Origin of the sequence: Corynebacterium sp. HMSC072A04, from assembly GCF_001809235.1 — a bacterium.
In the GTDB taxonomy this organism is placed as follows: Bacteria; Actinomycetota; Actinomycetes; order Mycobacteriales; family Mycobacteriaceae; genus Corynebacterium; species Corynebacterium hiratae.
Window position 1 is genome coordinate 13696 of sequence record NZ_KV796804.1, and the last position, 15183, is coordinate 28878.

At 59.0% G+C, this 15183-nt stretch carries 14 protein-coding genes, 1 other RNA gene and 1 pseudogene; 7 read left to right on the plus strand and 9 right to left on the minus strand.

The window, feature by feature from the left end:
• Positions 1-179: 179 nt before the first annotated feature.
• From HMPREF2565_RS09385 to HMPREF2565_RS09400, 3 genes and pseudogenes are all read right to left on the minus strand, one after another.
• Complete coding sequence (locus tag HMPREF2565_RS09385; RefSeq protein WP_239663622.1) at positions 180-1037, minus strand: ABC transporter substrate-binding protein; 858 nt, start codon at positions 1035-1037, stop codon at positions 180-182.
• Positions 1038-1507: 470 nt separating this feature from the next.
• Positions 1508-2768 (minus strand): annotated as a pseudogene (locus tag HMPREF2565_RS13760) (IS3 family transposase).
• 177 nt (positions 2769-2945) lie between these two features.
• On the minus strand, positions 2946-3962 hold the full coding sequence (locus tag HMPREF2565_RS09400) for an iron-siderophore ABC transporter substrate-binding protein (protein ID WP_049156171.1): 1017 nt from the start codon (positions 3960-3962) through the stop codon (positions 2946-2948).
• Between the two features lie 400 nt (positions 3963-4362).
• On the opposite strand from HMPREF2565_RS09400, the gene HMPREF2565_RS13765 reads away from it, so the two are divergent.
• The 4 genes from HMPREF2565_RS13765 to HMPREF2565_RS09415 are packed head-to-tail and all read left to right on the plus strand — an operon-like array spanning position 4363 to position 7587.
• Positions 4363-4599, plus strand: a complete 237-nt coding sequence (locus HMPREF2565_RS13765; protein ID WP_141745903.1) for a hypothetical protein — start codon at positions 4363-4365, stop codon at positions 4597-4599.
• A complete protein-coding gene (locus HMPREF2565_RS09405) occupies positions 4596-5621 on the plus strand; it encodes a FecCD family ABC transporter permease (RefSeq protein ID WP_049156169.1) in 1026 nt (341 codons plus the stop codon). Before HMPREF2565_RS13765 ends, HMPREF2565_RS09405 begins: the two co-directional genes overlap by 4 nt.
• Positions 5621-6736, plus strand: a complete 1116-nt coding sequence (locus HMPREF2565_RS09410) for a FecCD family ABC transporter permease (protein WP_049156167.1) — start codon at positions 5621-5623, stop codon at positions 6734-6736. The genes HMPREF2565_RS09405 and HMPREF2565_RS09410 overlap by 1 nt, the downstream gene beginning before the upstream one ends.
• A complete protein-coding gene (locus HMPREF2565_RS09415; protein ID WP_049156165.1) occupies positions 6733-7587 on the plus strand; it encodes an ABC transporter ATP-binding protein in 855 nt (284 codons plus the stop codon). Before HMPREF2565_RS09410 ends, HMPREF2565_RS09415 begins: the two co-directional genes overlap by 4 nt.
• A gap of 349 nt (positions 7588-7936) precedes the next feature.
• Here the strand turns inward: HMPREF2565_RS09415 and ssrA are convergent.
• Positions 7937-8316, minus strand: a transfer-messenger RNA (tmRNA) gene (gene ssrA / locus HMPREF2565_RS09420).
• Positions 8317-8528: 212 nt separating this feature from the next.
• Here ssrA and HMPREF2565_RS09425 point away from each other — a divergent pair.
• Positions 8529-9800 (plus strand): SLC5/6 family protein, encoded by a 1272-nt coding sequence (locus HMPREF2565_RS09425; RefSeq protein ID WP_049156162.1) that lies wholly within the window; start codon positions 8529-8531, stop codon positions 9798-9800.
• On the opposite strand, the gene HMPREF2565_RS09430 is transcribed toward HMPREF2565_RS09425, so the two are convergent.
• The 5 genes from HMPREF2565_RS09430 to prfB are packed head-to-tail and all read right to left on the minus strand — an operon-like array spanning position 9797 to position 13454.
• Complete coding sequence (locus HMPREF2565_RS09430) at positions 9797-10153, minus strand: DUF488 domain-containing protein (RefSeq protein WP_049156159.1); 357 nt, start codon at positions 10151-10153, stop codon at positions 9797-9799. The two genes, HMPREF2565_RS09425 and HMPREF2565_RS09430, sit on opposite strands and share 4 nt — an antisense overlap.
• A gap of 10 nt (positions 10154-10163) precedes the next feature.
• A complete protein-coding gene (gene smpB, locus HMPREF2565_RS09435; RefSeq protein ID WP_010189093.1) occupies positions 10164-10667 on the minus strand; it encodes an SsrA-binding protein SmpB in 504 nt (167 codons plus the stop codon).
• A gap of 54 nt (positions 10668-10721) precedes the next feature.
• Complete coding sequence (ftsX, locus tag HMPREF2565_RS09440; protein ID WP_049156157.1) at positions 10722-11624, minus strand: permease-like cell division protein FtsX; 903 nt, start codon at positions 11622-11624, stop codon at positions 10722-10724.
• Positions 11625-12314 carry a cell division ATP-binding protein FtsE gene (gene ftsE, locus HMPREF2565_RS09445; RefSeq protein WP_049156155.1) on the minus strand — a complete coding sequence of 230 codons (690 nt, stop codon included), beginning with the start codon at positions 12312-12314 and terminating at the stop codon, positions 11625-11627.
• A 33-nt stretch (positions 12315-12347) separates the two neighbouring features.
• Positions 12348-13454: a peptide chain release factor 2 gene (gene prfB, locus HMPREF2565_RS09450; protein WP_070821264.1), complete on the minus strand. Its 1107-nt coding sequence runs from the start codon at positions 13452-13454 to the stop codon at positions 12348-12350.
• Between the two features lie 69 nt (positions 13455-13523).
• On the opposite strand from prfB, the gene HMPREF2565_RS09455 reads away from it, so the two are divergent.
• Positions 13524-14351: an inositol monophosphatase family protein gene (locus HMPREF2565_RS09455; protein ID WP_070512064.1), complete on the plus strand. Its 828-nt coding sequence runs from the start codon at positions 13524-13526 to the stop codon at positions 14349-14351.
• Positions 14344-15117 carry a histidinol-phosphatase gene (gene hisN, locus HMPREF2565_RS09460; RefSeq protein ID WP_070512067.1) on the plus strand — a complete coding sequence of 258 codons (774 nt, stop codon included), beginning with the start codon at positions 14344-14346 and terminating at the stop codon, positions 15115-15117. Before HMPREF2565_RS09455 ends, hisN begins: the two co-directional genes overlap by 8 nt.
• Positions 15118-15183 lie beyond the last annotated feature (66 nt).

The following is a 15183-nucleotide window of genomic DNA, read 5'->3' on the forward strand; positions in this document are numbered from 1 at the left end:
AATATGCGGGAAGCGTGAGGCCAGGTTTTCGGTTTCGGAAGGGCAAGAACGGACGCACCACTACCTTGGATACAGTCCATTGAAGAGAACGCCTTCCGATAAATCGGAAGGCGTTGGCGACTACCTGCCGCAGTGGAGTAAGCCCCACCTAGCAGGCATCGGAGTTGTGCGGACCTTGACTACTTTCCAACTTTTTCCAGCGTCGGCATCGTCTTATCCAGCACCCAAGCTCGACTCAAGCTCGTCGGGTTGTTGAGTCCGGCAACGATGGCTGAATCACCGGCAAGAGTCGCATCGGATTTCACCTGCGGAAGATCTTTGTATCCCGGAATGTTTTCAAATTCTTCGATTGAGCCGTCGCGGTTATAAATAACCATAAAGTCAGCGGCCAGGTAGGACACGTTTTCCGGAGAAAGCGTGACGCGGCCCTTATCAACTGGAACGGATCCGTCCGTCAGCTTGTCCGGGAACTTCATGCCCAGATCGTAGATGAAGGAGGCACCTGGATCCTCGGGGTCAGCAACGGCACCAAAGGATCCCTGGGCAAATTGGGAAACAATGCCGGTCTTACCGGAGAGGTTAGGCAGTTTTTCCTTCACGTCGGAGAAACGCTTTTGATCCTCTTCAATGGCTTTCTTCGCTTCGGATTCCTTATTGAAGATCTTGCCCAATGCTTCTAGCTGAGATTCCCAGCCGATGCCCTCTCCCTTATCGGAGATTCCGCCGAGAGTCGGTGCGATTGCAGACAATTCCTTGTAATTAGCCTCAGAAATTGTCCAGTAGTCACCAACGATGAAGTCGGGTTCGATTGCCGCGATTTGTTCTTGTGGCAGAGTTTTGAAATCTGTCTGATCGATTACCTTGACGCCATCGAGCTTCTCTTCACGCCAAGGCGAATTCTTGTCTATTCTATGCTGCACAACAGCTGCTGGTTTAATTCCAAGTTCCAGCAGGTTATCAACGGCCGTCCCCACTGCAACCACATTTTGCGGATTGACCGGATACGTATCCGTACCGCGGGCGTGCTCAATGGTCACGTCCTCTGCAACTTCGGAGGTTGTTGCCGCTTCATCGGTTGAATCCTTCGACGAGCAGCCTGACAGAACCAATCCGGCACAGATAGCGGCAGCGATAAATGACCGCGCGCCCCTTTTTACTGACATCCCTTTTCCTTAAAGTCGGTTTCCTGAGGTTGCCTTTCAGCTCTTTTCATCGGATTTTCCGGTAGACCCGAAGGCAACTTTCAAGTTAGGTTAGCGTTACCTAAGCCACGTTGCAACAGATTTGTTAAACTATTTTCCTATAGATATTTCCTATTTACAAGACTCCTAGTCCCACACCCGCACAAGACTCATCCCCGGCTATAAATAAGTGCGGACCTAAGAAAATGCTGCTTGACGATGCACTTCCGGGCGGCGGGTCGGCGGAACGACCGGCTCCCCACAAAGCGAAAACCGCCCCCACACATTCACGTGAACTGACCCCCGAAAGTTGGACTGGTTTAATTCTAGGCGGTTAGGGCTTCAAGGGTCTGATTTCGATATTGCATCGGGGTTAGACCCTTGAGTCGTTGTTGGATGCGTTCGGTGTTGTACCACCGGATGTACTCGTCGATTGCCTGGTTGAACTCTGCGACGGTGTCGAAGGCTTCTCCGTGGTACATCTCGGTTTTCAGGTGGCCGAAGAAGTTCTCCATGACCGCGTTGTCGTAGCAGTTGCCTTTGCGTGACATCGATTGGACTCCCTGGTGCTGGCTAATCAGGGTGCGCCATGATGAGTGCTTGTATTGGAATCCTTGATCGGTGTGGATCATCCAGCCCGGCTCTGGAGCACACGCTTTGATCGCCTGCGCCAACGAAGCCGAGGTAAACGCCGTAGACGGCGATGTGGCCACTGTGTGGGCGACGATTGAGCGGTCGAACAGGTCCATCACCGGTGAGAGATACACCTTGCGGCCAGCGACTTTGAACTCGGTGACGTCGCTGACGAAGACAGTGTTGAGCCTATCGGGGGTGAAGTTGCGCTCGAGTGTGTTCTCAGCGATGTAGCTGATTGTGCCAGTGTAGGAGATGTAGGGCCTGCGCTGGCGGATCTTGGCTTTCAAGCCCATGGCGCGCATGAGCTTGTAGACAAGTTTGTGGTTGACCACCCAGCCCTGGTTACGCAGGTCGAGCAGTACCCGCCGGTAGCCGTAGCGGTGTTTGTTGCGCTGAAAACTGTCCCGGATCGCTTGTTTGAGCTCGGCATGTTTATCCGGTGCGGTGAGTCGTTTTTGGTGGTAGAAGAATGTCGAGCGTGCCATGCCGGCCGCATCCAGGAGGTAGTCCAAGCGGTGGTGTGACTTGAGGATGACGATTGCCTGGGCTTTCAGGCGTGTCCCTGGTTCCTCAAGTCTCGCAATTTTTTTAAGTAGGCGTTTTCCGCTTCCAGCCGCTAAACCTGGCGGCGAAGCTTTTCCTCTTCCGTGAGGCGTTTCGGCGCAGCCGATCCTTTGGGCCTGCCCTTCGGCTTCGGGCGCAGAGCCTCGTCGCCGCCTCTGCGCCACTTAGCCACCCAGTCCTTGACGAGGTGGTCGGATGAAAGATTGAACTCTCGGGCAAGATCCATCATCGACTCACCCGCAAGATGACGTTCTACAACTTCCTTCTTCGCCTCGAAGGAGTAGTGCTGCTTGTTTGGTTTCTCCACGAGACATAGTCTGCCACGCAGTTGGAAACGGCGATAAAGTCTACGCGTTGCGTCTCTCGAGACACCGACAACACGAGCAGCGGCTCGGCAACCCATTCCCTGCTCGAAAAGCTCCACTAACTGCTCACGCTGAACTTCACTCAGCGAACTACGTGCTCTCAAAGAAAATGCTCCCCACTAGTTGTTGGCAACTGATTTCTCAGTCCAACTAATGGGGAGCAGTTCAACGCGGGGGACGGTTCAGCGATTGAGTCCTTTTACTTCGTGGCGTCCGCCAACGGCTGCTCGATCTTATCCAGCAGGTAGTCCAGACTCAGCACTGTTTGCCATCCAAAGGCTTTTTCTAGGTCGCCTTCCAAGTAGACACTGTGCCCATCCTTCACAGCGGGTAGCTTGCTCACGATTGGATCCTCGGTAACAGAAGCCTTGTCCTGCGTCGGAGCGTAGGACAACTGATCCCACACCAGTACGTCAGAATCAACCTGATCAGCGTTCTCCTTGGAGACCTCGCCGTAGAATTTATCCTTGGTGATTGCCGCGTAGGCGGGGTTGATCTTGAACCCCAGCTCGGTAAAGAAGCGGCTGCGCGGATCTTCTTCAGCAAAGACGGCCAGGCTGTCGGCAGAGACGGTGGCCACACCGAGTTCCTTCTCGGCCCACTCTGGGTGACGGTCCTTTAGGTCTGCAAACTTCGCTTTAACCTGCTCCACCTGATGTTTTGCCTCTTTAGGCTTGCCTACGGCTTGTCCAATCTCTTCCGTAGTCACGTCCCATGGCTGCTGCAGTTCTTTATATTCACCCTTTTGCACAACGACAGGGGCGATATCGGACAGCTTCTTGTATGTATTTTCATCAATATCCGAGTACACGGCAACGATGAGATCTGGCTTGTCCTTAGCGATAGCTTCCGCATTGACCTCTGTGTCTTTGTCGATTCGAGGAGTATCGCCCTCGATCTTGTCGTTAGACCAGTTGCCCGCAGCCTGCCCGTCTGGGGTCATGCTATCCCAATACTTCACGGAAACCGGCGTGATTCCGAGCGCCAGCAGCGCGTCCTGATCCGTATACCCTAGGGAGACCACGCGCTGCGGGGCTTCCTTGATTTCGGTGGAACCATAGCGATGCTCGATGGTGGTGGGGAATGCACCTTGCTCGGCGTTGACCGCCTGGGAGTCTGCAGAGTTTTCGGATTGGTCATCAGTCGAACACGCCGTCACCGCGGTGCCCAGAGCCAACACAGTAGCAGTACCGACAAGAATTTTCTTGAATGTCATTTTTCTCCGTTATTACTGGTGACGGATCTCAGCGCAAGGCCTAGCCCGTTCACGAATGGGGAAAGGTCAGAATATTTGGTTGGTTATACCCAAATGGGGGGGGCAACCAAGTTCCCCAATCGTTGGAGACAATGACATATTCTCGCACGTTAAAAGGATAACTTAGGCTTGCCTAAATAATCAATGTTACGCTGGTCACCAAAAGATTTCCAGGCACCGCCTATGCGATGCACATGCAGCACACTCAACTTTGAGACAGGCACTACAAAAGGTGCCGCATAGAGTTTCACCTAAATAGTGGGCGCCTAGGGCCAGTTGCGATGACTTGCAGCCCTTCACTTTTACAGTCTTTTAATTAAATGAAGGCTTACCTTACATGAAAACGGTAATATGCTTGTCCATGATTGACAATCACACCCAGCAACTGCCTGAGCCACGCCTCGGGCGCAGCTCCTCTCCCCGCCCAGCGGGAGTAGCTAGGTACCTGTCTCCACCCCGCGGCTCAGGGATTCTCATCGCTACCTGTGAGCCGAAGCTCTCCAAGGCAACCCGCCGCAGCGCCGGTGCTCGCTGGGCACTATTGGCTGGGAGTGGGGGCATCGGCAAGCGGCAGCAGCGATTGGAGGCCACGCCATGAGTGTGCGCACTACCCGCCTCCTGGGCCTAGGAGCTCTGCTCTTGCTGGTCCTCGTTGGCACTATCTGCAGTTTGCTGTATGGCGCCCGCTCCATTCCTGCGGAGGACGTGTGGGCCGCGCTGCGGGAACTGCCGGCCGCACGCGGTGCCCAGGACGAAGTTTCCACCAACCAACGCGTGGTAGCTGAGCTGCGGCTGCCGCGCACCATCCTGGCCATAATCGTGGGGGCGGCACTGGGAGTCGCCGGTGCTCTAATCCAAGGCCACACCCGCAATCCCCTGGCGGATCCGGGAATCCTGGGTGTCAGTTCCGGCGCGGCGCTAAGCGTTGTAGTCAGCTTCGCGCTATTTGGCATCACCGCCCCGTGGGCCACCGCGGTGATAGCCTTCCTCGGCGCTATCGCTGCCACGGCACTGGTCTTCGGCCTCGCCTCCGCAGGCAAGGCAGCCGTCGATCCCTTGACCTTAGTGCTGGGCGGCGCCGCATTGTCGGCGGTCTTAAGCGCCATCACCAGCGCCTTCGTACTCACCAATGAGAATAACCTGGACCGGATGCGCTTTTGGACCGTCGGCTCCCTCGCCGGCCGGGATATGAACATCGCGCTAGGAATCCTGCCGTTCATAGTGGTGGGACTGATCCTGGCGTTCGCTACCGGCCCGCAGTTGAATATTTTGAACTTAGGCGACGACGTGGCCGCAGGGCTCGGCATCAATACCGCGGCCGCAAGGCTGGCCGGCATGGGCATCATCGCCTTGCTGGCTGGCGCGGCCACGGCTGCAGCGGGCCCGCTAGGCTTCATTGGCCTGGTAGTGCCCCATATCGTCCGGGCTCTTACCGGCCCAGATTATAAGTGGATTTTGCCGTACTCTGCGCTAGCCGGCGCGGCGCTGTTGCTATGTGCTGACGTAGTGGGCCGCCTCATCGCGCGCCCCGGCGAGCTCCAAGTGGGCATCGTATTGGCCTTCGTTGGCGCGCCGTTCTTCATCGCCTTGATCTACCGAAAGAAGGTGATGACGCTGTGATGCGACGAAACAAGGCTGCGCAGGCCGTACAAGATAAACAAAGCGCTTCGTGGCAGATGCCGGGCGGGGTACCATTCCGGGCTGGGCCCATCTCGTTCCTCTGGCGCCCACGGGTGGTGCTGGTATGCATCATCGCCGCGGCGCTCACCGTCTTTTTAGGCGCGCTTTCCATCGGGCTGGGTGACTACCCTATTTCCGTTCCCCGAGTACTAGAGGTGATTTTCCAAGGGCAAGGATCCCGCGTGGAAAAACTCGTGGTCTTGGAGTGGCGCATGCCCCGAGTGGCCACGGCCATCGCGGTCGGCTGCGCGCTGGGGCTTTCCGGTGCGCTCACCCAAACGGTCACCCGCAACGCGCTGGCCAGCCCCGATATCCTCGGCATCACTACGGGTGCCTCGGCCATGGCCGTAACGGTCATCGTCCTTGGCGCCGGCGGCAGTGGATTCGCCGGCTGGCTTGCCGGAATCGGAATTCCCCTAGCCGCATTGCTGGGTGCGATTCTTAGCGCCATGGTGATCTGGGCATTGGCTTGGCGACGCCAAGCTGATTCCTACCGCCTCGTGCTCGTAGGCATTATCATCACCGCGCTGCTGAGTTCCTACATCAATTTCCTCATGGTCCGCGCGGAACTGCGGGATGCAAGCCAAGCACAGTTCTGGCTCACAGGATCCCTGGCCAAGTCGGAGTGGAGCACCACCATTCCCATGGTTGTCCTTGTGCTTGTCTGCGCCCCGTTGCTGGCCTGGATCGCCTACCAAGCACTGGCCACCACTCTGGGGCCCGACCTCGCCCGAGCGCTGGGCCAGCGCGTCAACGCCGTGCAGGTGGCGATGTTGGCATTGGCCGTAGCTCTAGCTGCAGTAGCAGTTTCTGCTGCCGGCCCCATCGGTTTCATCGCCTTTGTAGCACCCCAAGTAGCACTACGGCTGTGCGGGGTACCCAGCCCACCGCTTGCGGCCTCGGCTCTTACCGGCGCAGTGCTACTGCTCGGTGCGGACATCGTGACCCAGGCTGTCCTGCCGGTGGAGCTTCCGGTGGGTATTGTCACCTCCGCACTGGGCGGCGTCTTCCTCATCTACCTACTCGTTCAACGCACTAGGAGCACAGACGCATGACCTCCCCCATCCCCCAGCCAAGCGCAGACCACCCGAATACCGCCGGTGGCGTGGATGCTTCCTCGGTCACCGTGGGCTACGGCCAGCGCACCATCATCCGGGATCTCAGCGCCACTTTCCCAGCCGGCAAAATCACCACCATCGTGGGGCCCAACGGATGCGGTAAATCAACCTTGCTGCGCGCCATGTCTGGCCTGCTCAACCTTGATACCGGAACCGTGAGCGTGGATGGCCAGAATATCTCGGACATGAAGCGCAAGGACGTCGCCCGCATACTGGGCATGCTGCCCCAATCCCCCGTGGCCCCAGAAGGGCTATTGGTCTCCGATCTGGTGGCCCGCGGGCGGCACCCACATCAGGCATGGTTCCGCCAGTGGTCCTCCACGGACGAAGACGCGGTCTTCGAGGCCCTAAAGCAAACCGGTTCTGCGGATCTTGCCAGCCGTACGTTGGATGAACTTTCCGGCGGCCAGCGCCAGCGGGCGTGGATCTCCATGGTGCTAGCGCAAAACACCGACATCCTCTTCCTAGACGAGCCGACCACTTACCTTGACCTGGCTACCTCCGTGGACATCCTCGAACTTGTCGATAGCCTGCGTCAGAAACTAGGAAGAACCGTAGTAATGGTGCTGCACGATCTAAACCTGGCGGTGCGCTACTCCGATTACCTTGTGGTTATGAAGGAAGGCCAGGTAATAGCTTCCGGCGCACCCGCCGATATCATCACCGCAGAGCTGCTGCAGCAGGCTTTTGATCTGCGGGCACGGGTGATCGAGGATCCGGAGACTGGAGATCCGCTCATCGTTCCACTCAGAATGAAGCGCCCTGGGTTTAGTTCCTCCCTCAGCTAAGGATTCCTCCGCTAGCCAACCTTCCGCATCAATATTTGAGGGGAAGGAATGCCCAGGGCGGTGAAACGCACCATCCGGCCCGGTGTATTCCGCATAGACGCGCTTGCACTTAACCGACACCTTGCCGAATGCCCGGCGCGTGCGCTCAGCCTTCCTCCGTGCCATTGCCACACCTTCCACAACGAGGGACTAGGGACTAGGGAAACGTTCCCTATTCATTCCCTAATCTTTCCCTAATCAGAGTCATTTAGTGGCAACTCGTGGCCACCTGTGGCAACACAGTATCATGCCAATGACCTGCACAGATACAGCAAATCCCCCGGTGAACGCTCACCAGGGGAAATGCTATCTGTGGAGCCGCCGGGAATTGAACCCGGGTCCTTCGTCACCTCGCCAGGGCTTCTCCGTGCGCAGTCTGCACAGGATCTCTACTCGGCCCTCCGGCTCGGGCAAACTCGCTCCGGATGATGGGCCCAGTTGCTCTCAAAGTCCCCAACCGGCCGAACAACAAACCGGTCAGGCAAGTTCCTTAGTCGATGCCAGGATCTAGGTCAGGAACCAAACCTAGGCTGACAGACACGCGTCGCTGTAATTAGGCAGCGAGGGCGTAGTCACGCTGAGAGTTCTTCTCTGCGTTTATTGGTTGCTACGACGCTTAACGGTGGTCTCTAGCCTGCACCGGCACGCTTCCCCTGGCTCAATGTACGAAGTCGAAACCAAGTCGACCCCTCAGTGACACATTGCTGTGAAAGCTACGCAGAACGCGTCTTTATTGCGCCCTACGGTCTGTTCAACGCTACTGCAGCCGCCCCTATTCCCGCAAGCTCCGCCGCAGGCCACGTGAGGCATAGCTTTCATAAGCACCCCCTTGTGATTAACATCTACTTAAGCGCTGTTAAGGTGTGTGAGTCCTATCCCCCTACGTTGTTAAAGGCTGCAAAGTGAGCACACATACCGAAACCACTAGCTCCCCAGAAGACACTAAACGTCCAGTCAGCAACACCGAATGGGCCATCTCGCTCTTCGGCACCGCCGTGGGCGCTGGCATCCTTTTCCTGCCCATCAACGCGGGCAGCTTCGGCTTCTGGCCCCTCCTCGCGGCCACGATTCTGATTGGGCCGATGACATACTTCTCCCACCGCGGTCTGGCCCGCATGATTTGTGCGTCACCACGCCAGGGCGAGGACATCACCGCAGTGGTCACGGACTATTTCGGCAAGAGCGCAGGTTTTATCATTTCGGTGATTTATTTCTGCGCCATCTTCCCCATCGTCCTCATTTATGGCGTTTCGATCACCAATACGGTCAACAGCTTCATCGTCAACCAATTAAATGGACCCACGATTTCACGCCCGCTGTTGGCTTTCCTCCTCGTGGGCATCATGACCATCGTCTTCGCCTTTGGCCAACGCATCGTGCTCGCCGTGACGCAGTTCTTGGTCTACCCGCTGATCTTCTGCCTGGGCGCGTTATCCATCTACCTCATCCCGCGCTGGGACGTCGCTTCCTTCATGGAGGTGGGCAACAATGATTGGCGCGTCGTCGGCGCTGTCGCCCTCATCATCCCCGTGCTGGTCTTCTCCTTTAACCACTCCCCCGCGATTTCCCAGTTCTCCTTGGCCATGGTCGCCGCACACGGCCGTGAGAAGAGCTCGGAGAACGCCTCGCGCGCGCTGGCGCTGACCGCCATTCTGCTCACCGTGTTCACCATGTTCTTCGTGTGGTCCTGCACCCTCACGCTTGGTGCGGACGGCCTCGCCGAGGCCCGCGAGCAAAACCTGCCGGTTCTGTCCTACCTGGCCAACGTCACCGGTGTTCCGGTCCTGGCATTCCTCTCCCCGATCATCGCGATGGTTGCCATCATCTCCTCCTACTTCGGCCACGTCTTGGGAGCTACCGAGGGCGGCAACTTCCTGCTGCGCAGCGCCGCTCCGCGCGCCACCAAGAAGCTCTCGGAGAAACAACTCAATTCCATCATGCACGGCATCATCTTTGTCTGTGCGTGGATCGTGGCCATCATCGATCCGTCGATCCTGGGCCTCATTGAGGCCATCGGCGGCCCCTTCATCGCCTCGATTCTCTACCTGCTACCGATGTATGCCATCCACCGCATCGACGCTCTCAAGCAATTCCGCGGCCGTGCCAGCAACGTCTTCGTCGTCATCACGGGCCTCATCGCCGTGGGAGCAACCATCTGGGGACTATTCGTCTAGCTTTCCTCTAACCATGCCTTCAACACAGTGGCGTGGTTGACCTCGCGGTCCTTGGCGGCGAAGAGAAGGGTGACGTCACCATCCTCTGCTAGTTGGCGCAAGCGCGCCAACTCCTCGCCGTCGTTCTCGTCGAGCTCCGCGCGGTAGCGCCGTGCAAATTCCTCAAAGGTGTCAGCATCGTGCCCCCACCACTTACGCAACCCTGGACTGGGCGCGACATTTTTGAACCAGTGGTCATAGGACAGACGCTCCTTGGCCACGCCACGGGGCCAGAGCTTATCGACGAGCACCGCTGCCCCACGCGGCTGCTCATCTTCCCGAATAACGTCATGCACCTTAGCCGTGTAAATCATGGCTTCCAGGTTAGGCGTTAATCCCCTTGACGCGGCGGCCCAGCTCGCGGGTAATGTCGCGATCCTGGTCGCGGCGCTTAATCGCCTCGCGCTTGTCATAGTCCTGCTTACCCTTGGCCAAGCCGAGCTCGCACTTGGCGCGGCCGTCCTTCAAGTACACCTTGAGCGGGATCAGCGTCTTATTGCCGTCGCGCACCTGGCCCATAAGCTTATCAATCTCCCTGCGGTGCAACAGTAGCTTGCGTGTGCGCTTCGGTGAGTGATTCGTCCACGAACCCTGGGAATACTCCGGGATGTGGAGGTTGCGGATGTAGACCTCGCCGTCGTCAATGGTGGCGAAGGCATCTGCCAAGGAGATTTTGCCTTCGCGCATCGACTTAATTTCGGTGCCCACGAGCACCATGCCGCATTCCAGGGTGTCGAGGATGGTGTAGTCGTGGCGGGCACGTCGGTTGGTGGCCAAGGTCGAGTTATTGTCGACGGCCGCCTTTTTCTTCTTTGCCTTCTTCGCCATAGTTCGCACTATATTACGCTACTGCCAGGCACAACCCACAACAGGCCTGTTGGGCTATGTCCGCACATAGGCGCGCATGGTCACCTGTGCGGTCAGTGCAGCGCACAAGATTGCCACGAGCCCCACGATAGGCAGAGCCGTCCACACGTCGCCTGCGGTCACCGGGGCCAAAAGCTGATTGTGGTACAAGTCCTTCAGTGCCGGATCGATCACCGTGTTCTTTCCCACGATGACACCGACCCCGGCGAGGATGACACCGCCGAGGGAACCAAGGACCGCCTCCATGATGAAGGGCGCGTGGGTAATCCACCGCGAGGCACCGACCATGCGCATGATCGCGGTCTCTCGCTGGCGCTGATAGGCGGCGATCTGCACCATGTTCGCAATCAGCATGATGGCGGCCAGCGCCATGACCGCTGCCAGGACGAAGGTGGCATTCCGGATGGCGTCGAGGTTGCCGGCGGCGCTGCGCACCTCCTCCTGCTGATCGATGATGTCGCTGACGGCGGGGTCGGACGCGATGGCGTCGATAGGCGCGGTATCCGTCGGATCCTTCAGCCGCACATGGAAGGCCGCCGGCAGCGCATCCGGGGATGTCTCCTCAACCATGACTGGATCGGTTTCCTTGAACAACTCCACGAAGCGCTCATAAGAATCCGCACGGTTGCGGTAGTTGACAGACTCAATATCCTCATCTGCTTCCAGCTTCTTCCTTAGCCCCGCGCAGGCAGAGTCCTTGCACTCCGGATCGTTCGCGGAAATATCTTCGTTGAGCTGGACCATGACCTCGACGCGCTCGAGGTAGATGTCTTTGGTCTCGTTGGTCATCTGGGTCACCAGAACACCGGCCACCACCAGGGCCACCGAAATGGCCGTGGTAATCACCATGGCGATGGTCATGGTGATATTGCGCCCAAGCCCCTTGAAAGCCTCTCTAAAAACAAAGCCCAGATTCACCTAAACCGCCTCCCCATACATCGCATTCTTCTCATCGCGCACGAGCGTGCCGTTGTGTAGCTCAATGACGCGCTGGCGGGCCTCGTTGACCGCGCGCGCGTTGTGCGTCGACATCACGATCGTCGTCCCGCGACGGTTGATCTTGGTAAGCAGCGACATGATCTCCGCAGCAGTGGAGGGATCAAGGTTGCCCGTCGGTTCGTCGGCAAGCAGCAGCTTGGGACGGTTGACAAAGGCCCTCGCGATCGCCACGCGCTGCTGCTCGCCGCCCGAGAGCTCATGCGGCATGCGGTGCTGCTTGGCGCCCAGGCCGACCATGTCGAGGACCTCGGGGACTTGCTTGGCAATCCGCGCCTTGCGTTTGCCGATGACCTCGAGGGCAAAGGCGACATTGTCGTAGACATTGAGCTTGGGCAGAAGCCGGAAGTCTTGAAAGACATAGCCGATGGATTGGCGCAAGCGGTTGACCTCGCGGCCTTTCAGCGTGTTGACGTGGAAGTCCCCGAAATAAATATCCCCCGAGCTGACATTGGTCTCGCGCACCATGAGCTGGAGGAAGGTCGACTTACCGGAGCCGGAGGGACCAATGAGGAAGACGAATTCTCCGTCTTCTATCTCAAAGGACACCTTGTCCAGTGCGGGCCTAGTGGAGGTCGAATAGACCTTGGACACATTCTCGAAAGTGATCACTTAAGCCACATTAGCAACATTTGTTACTCGGGCCTAGGGCTCCTGCTGCGCCATGCGCCACCGGATCCCGGATTCCAGGAAGCCATCGATATCCCCATCCAATACCTTGGAAGGGTCTCCTACCTCATAGTTAGTGCGCAGATCCTTGACCATCTGGTACGGATGCAGCACATAGGAACGCATCTGGTTGCCCCAGGAGGCATTGCCACCCGCGCCCAGTGCATCGAGCTCCGCGCGCTCCTCCTGGCGCTTGCGCTCCAGCAGCTTCGCCTGCAGCACGCGCATGGCAGAGGCCTTGTTCTGGATCTGGGACTTCTCATTCTGACAGGTCACCACGATGCCGGTCGGGATGTGTGTCAGGCGCACCGCCGAATCCGTCGTGTTCACCGACTGACCACCGGGGCCCGAAGAGCGGTAGACGTCCACGCGCACCTCTGAATCCGGCACCTCGATGGAGTCGGTCTGCTCCACCACCGGCAGCACCTCGACCTCAGCGAAGGAGGTCTGGCGGCGGGCTTGGTTATCAAAAGGCGAGATGCGCACGAGGCGGTGCGCGCCCTGCTCCACGGAGAGCTGGCCATACATGTATTCGCCATGCACCACGAAGGTCGCGGACTTAATACCAGCCTCCTCGGCATAGGAAATGTCGTAGACATCGACTTTGTGGCCGTGCTTTTCCGCCCAGCGCGTGTACATGCGCATGAGCATCTCCGCCCAGTCCGCGGCATCCACACCACCGGCACCGGAGCGGATGTTAATCACCGCTTCGCGCTGGTCGTACTCGCCAGAGAGCATGGTGGTCACCTCGAGCGATTCGATGGCGGCGCCAAGCTCCTTCAACTCTGTGTCGACGAGTTCCTGGGAGGCCTCATCGCCCTCTTCTTCCGCCAGCTCCGCCATCACCGGCAGATCCTCAATCCGCCCGCGCAGGGACTGTAACTTGCGCAGCTTTGCCTGCTGCGCCGAGAGCTCCGAGGTCACCTTCTGTGCATGGTCAGGGTCATCCCACAGCGACGGGTCCCCTGCCTGGGCCTCGAGCTCGCGCACGCGCTCGGACACCGCCTCCGGGTCCATCACCTTTTCAATGGAGGTCAAGGTGGCGCTGAGTTCCTCAAGTCGTGCTGTTTGTTCCGGACGCATAGCCCCCTACTCTACTTATTCTTTCTCCCTGATTAGCCATCGGCCGCGTTTAGCGCGACAATAGGCGGCATGAGTGACCAGCCAAGCCTCACCGAGATGATCGATGCCATCATCAAGACCTTCATCGTCGCCCATGCCGACGATACCGACGCCCACCTTGCCCAGGCGCTTGTTTATAACGCCGGCCGCCTGGCCTGGCGCCTGCGCGAGCAGGGAGTAGACGTCGAGCAAAAGACCTCCGTCTCCGATGTCGTCACCGACGCTGACTTCGCCGCCGAGCGCTTCGTCGCTGGTGTCCTCGAAGCCCTGCGCGGCGAGGACGGCATCGTGGGCGAGGAGGGTGCGAACCGTGAGTCGGCCTCCGGCCGCACCTGGGTCATCGACCCCGTCGACGGCACCTACAACTTCGCTTCCGGGTTCGATTACTGGTGCTCTGCACTCGCGCTTATCGACGCTGAAGGGGTCATCCTCGGCGCCGTTCACCGCCCCGCTATGGGCTACACCTGGTTTGGTGGCCGCGACTTCCCCACCAGCCTGGATGGCAAGGACGTTGCCAAGCTTGCCGACACCCCCGCCGACAAACTGTGCTTGTCGACGTACCTGCACCCTACGTCCATGATCGACCCGAAAATCGCTGCTGCCTGGGAGAAGGTAGCTCCGCACTTCGCCACCGTGCGTATGCTGGGTGCGGGCTCCGTGGATCTCTCCTGCGTGGCGGATGGCACGTGGGGCGCGTGGATGCAGCACTCGGTCAAGGACTGGGATTGGTATCCCGGCCAGGCGCTGGTGCTGGCCGCGGGCGGCGCGGCGCGCAAGGTTGAGGCCGGCGGTGTGGAATGGTGTATCGCGGGTAATAAACAGGTAGTTGATCAGATGGAGGAATGGCTCCGTGGGTAAGTACAAAGAAGATCTCGGCTTGGCATTGGAGATGGCGGGCCATGCGGACGCCATCACGATGCACCGCTTTGAGGCTGCAGACCTGTCCGTCAAAGAAAAGCCGGACATGACCCCGGTCTCCGATGCGGACTTGGCCTGCGAAAAAGCCATCCGTGAGGCACTGAAGCGCTCCCGCCCGCGCGATGAAGTTTTGGGCGAAGAGTTTGGCGGCGAGGCTTGTTTCGAGGGCCGTCAGTGGGTCATTGACCCCATTGACGGCACAAAAAACTTCGTGCGCGGCGTTCCCGTCTGGGCCACGCTGATCGCTCTGTTGGAGGACGGCGAGCCGGTCGTCTCCGTCGTCTCCGCCCCAGCCCTGCGGCGCCGCTGGTACGCGGCCAAGGGCGGAGGCGCCTTCCGCGTCTTTGGCGGAGAGCCGAAGCGCCTGCGCGTCTCCGAGGTCTCCAAATTGGAGGATGCTTCCTTGGCCATGAGCTCCTTGTCTGGGTGGCAGCCAAACCGCGACGCTTTCATCTCCTTCACGGACAAGGTCTGGCGCCTGCGCGGCTACGGCGACTTCTGGAACTACTGCCTCGTGGCCGAAGGCGCCGTCGATATCGCCGCCGAGCCCGAGGTCTCCCTCTGGGACCTAGCGGCCCCGGCGCTCCTCGTGACCGAGGCAGGCGGCCGCTTCACCAACGTCCGCGGCGAAGACGGCCCCCACGGCGGCTCGGCTCTGGCCTCCAACGGCAAGCTTCACGACGCCGCCCTCAGCGCCCTCTCCTAGCGCCGTGCGGCGCCGCACGCCGGTGCCGCAGCCTAGCGCCGAACTGCGAACCGCACTCCGCAGGTC

What these genes read in the sequence shown, in the direction of transcription:
- HMPREF2565_RS09400 (WP_049156171.1), bottom strand. Translation starts at nt 3,962, where the DNA reads ATGACATTCAAGAAAATTCTTGTCGGTACTGCTACTGTGTTGGCTCTG.
- HMPREF2565_RS13765 (WP_141745903.1), top strand. Translation starts at nt 4,363, where the DNA reads ATGATTGACAATCACACCCAGCAACTGCCTGAGCCACGCCTCGGGCGC.
- HMPREF2565_RS09405 (WP_049156169.1), top strand. Translation starts at nt 4,596, where the DNA reads ATGAGTGTGCGCACTACCCGCCTCCTGGGCCTAGGAGCTCTGCTCTTG.
- HMPREF2565_RS09410 (WP_049156167.1), top strand. Translation starts at nt 5,621, where the DNA reads ATGCGACGAAACAAGGCTGCGCAGGCCGTACAAGATAAACAAAGCGCT.
- HMPREF2565_RS09415 (WP_049156165.1), top strand. Translation starts at nt 6,733, where the DNA reads ATGACCTCCCCCATCCCCCAGCCAAGCGCAGACCACCCGAATACCGCC.
- HMPREF2565_RS09430 (WP_049156159.1), bottom strand. Translation starts at nt 10,153, where the DNA reads ATGATTTACACGGCTAAGGTGCATGACGTTATTCGGGAAGATGAGCAG.
- smpB (WP_010189093.1), bottom strand. Translation starts at nt 10,667, where the DNA reads ATGGCGAAGAAGGCAAAGAAGAAAAAGGCGGCCGTCGACAATAACTCG.
- prfB (WP_070821264.1), bottom strand. Translation starts at nt 13,454, where the DNA reads ATGCGTCCGGAACAAACAGCACGACTTGAGGAACTCAGCGCCACCTTG.
- HMPREF2565_RS09455 (WP_070512064.1), top strand. Translation starts at nt 13,524, where the DNA reads ATGAGTGACCAGCCAAGCCTCACCGAGATGATCGATGCCATCATCAAG.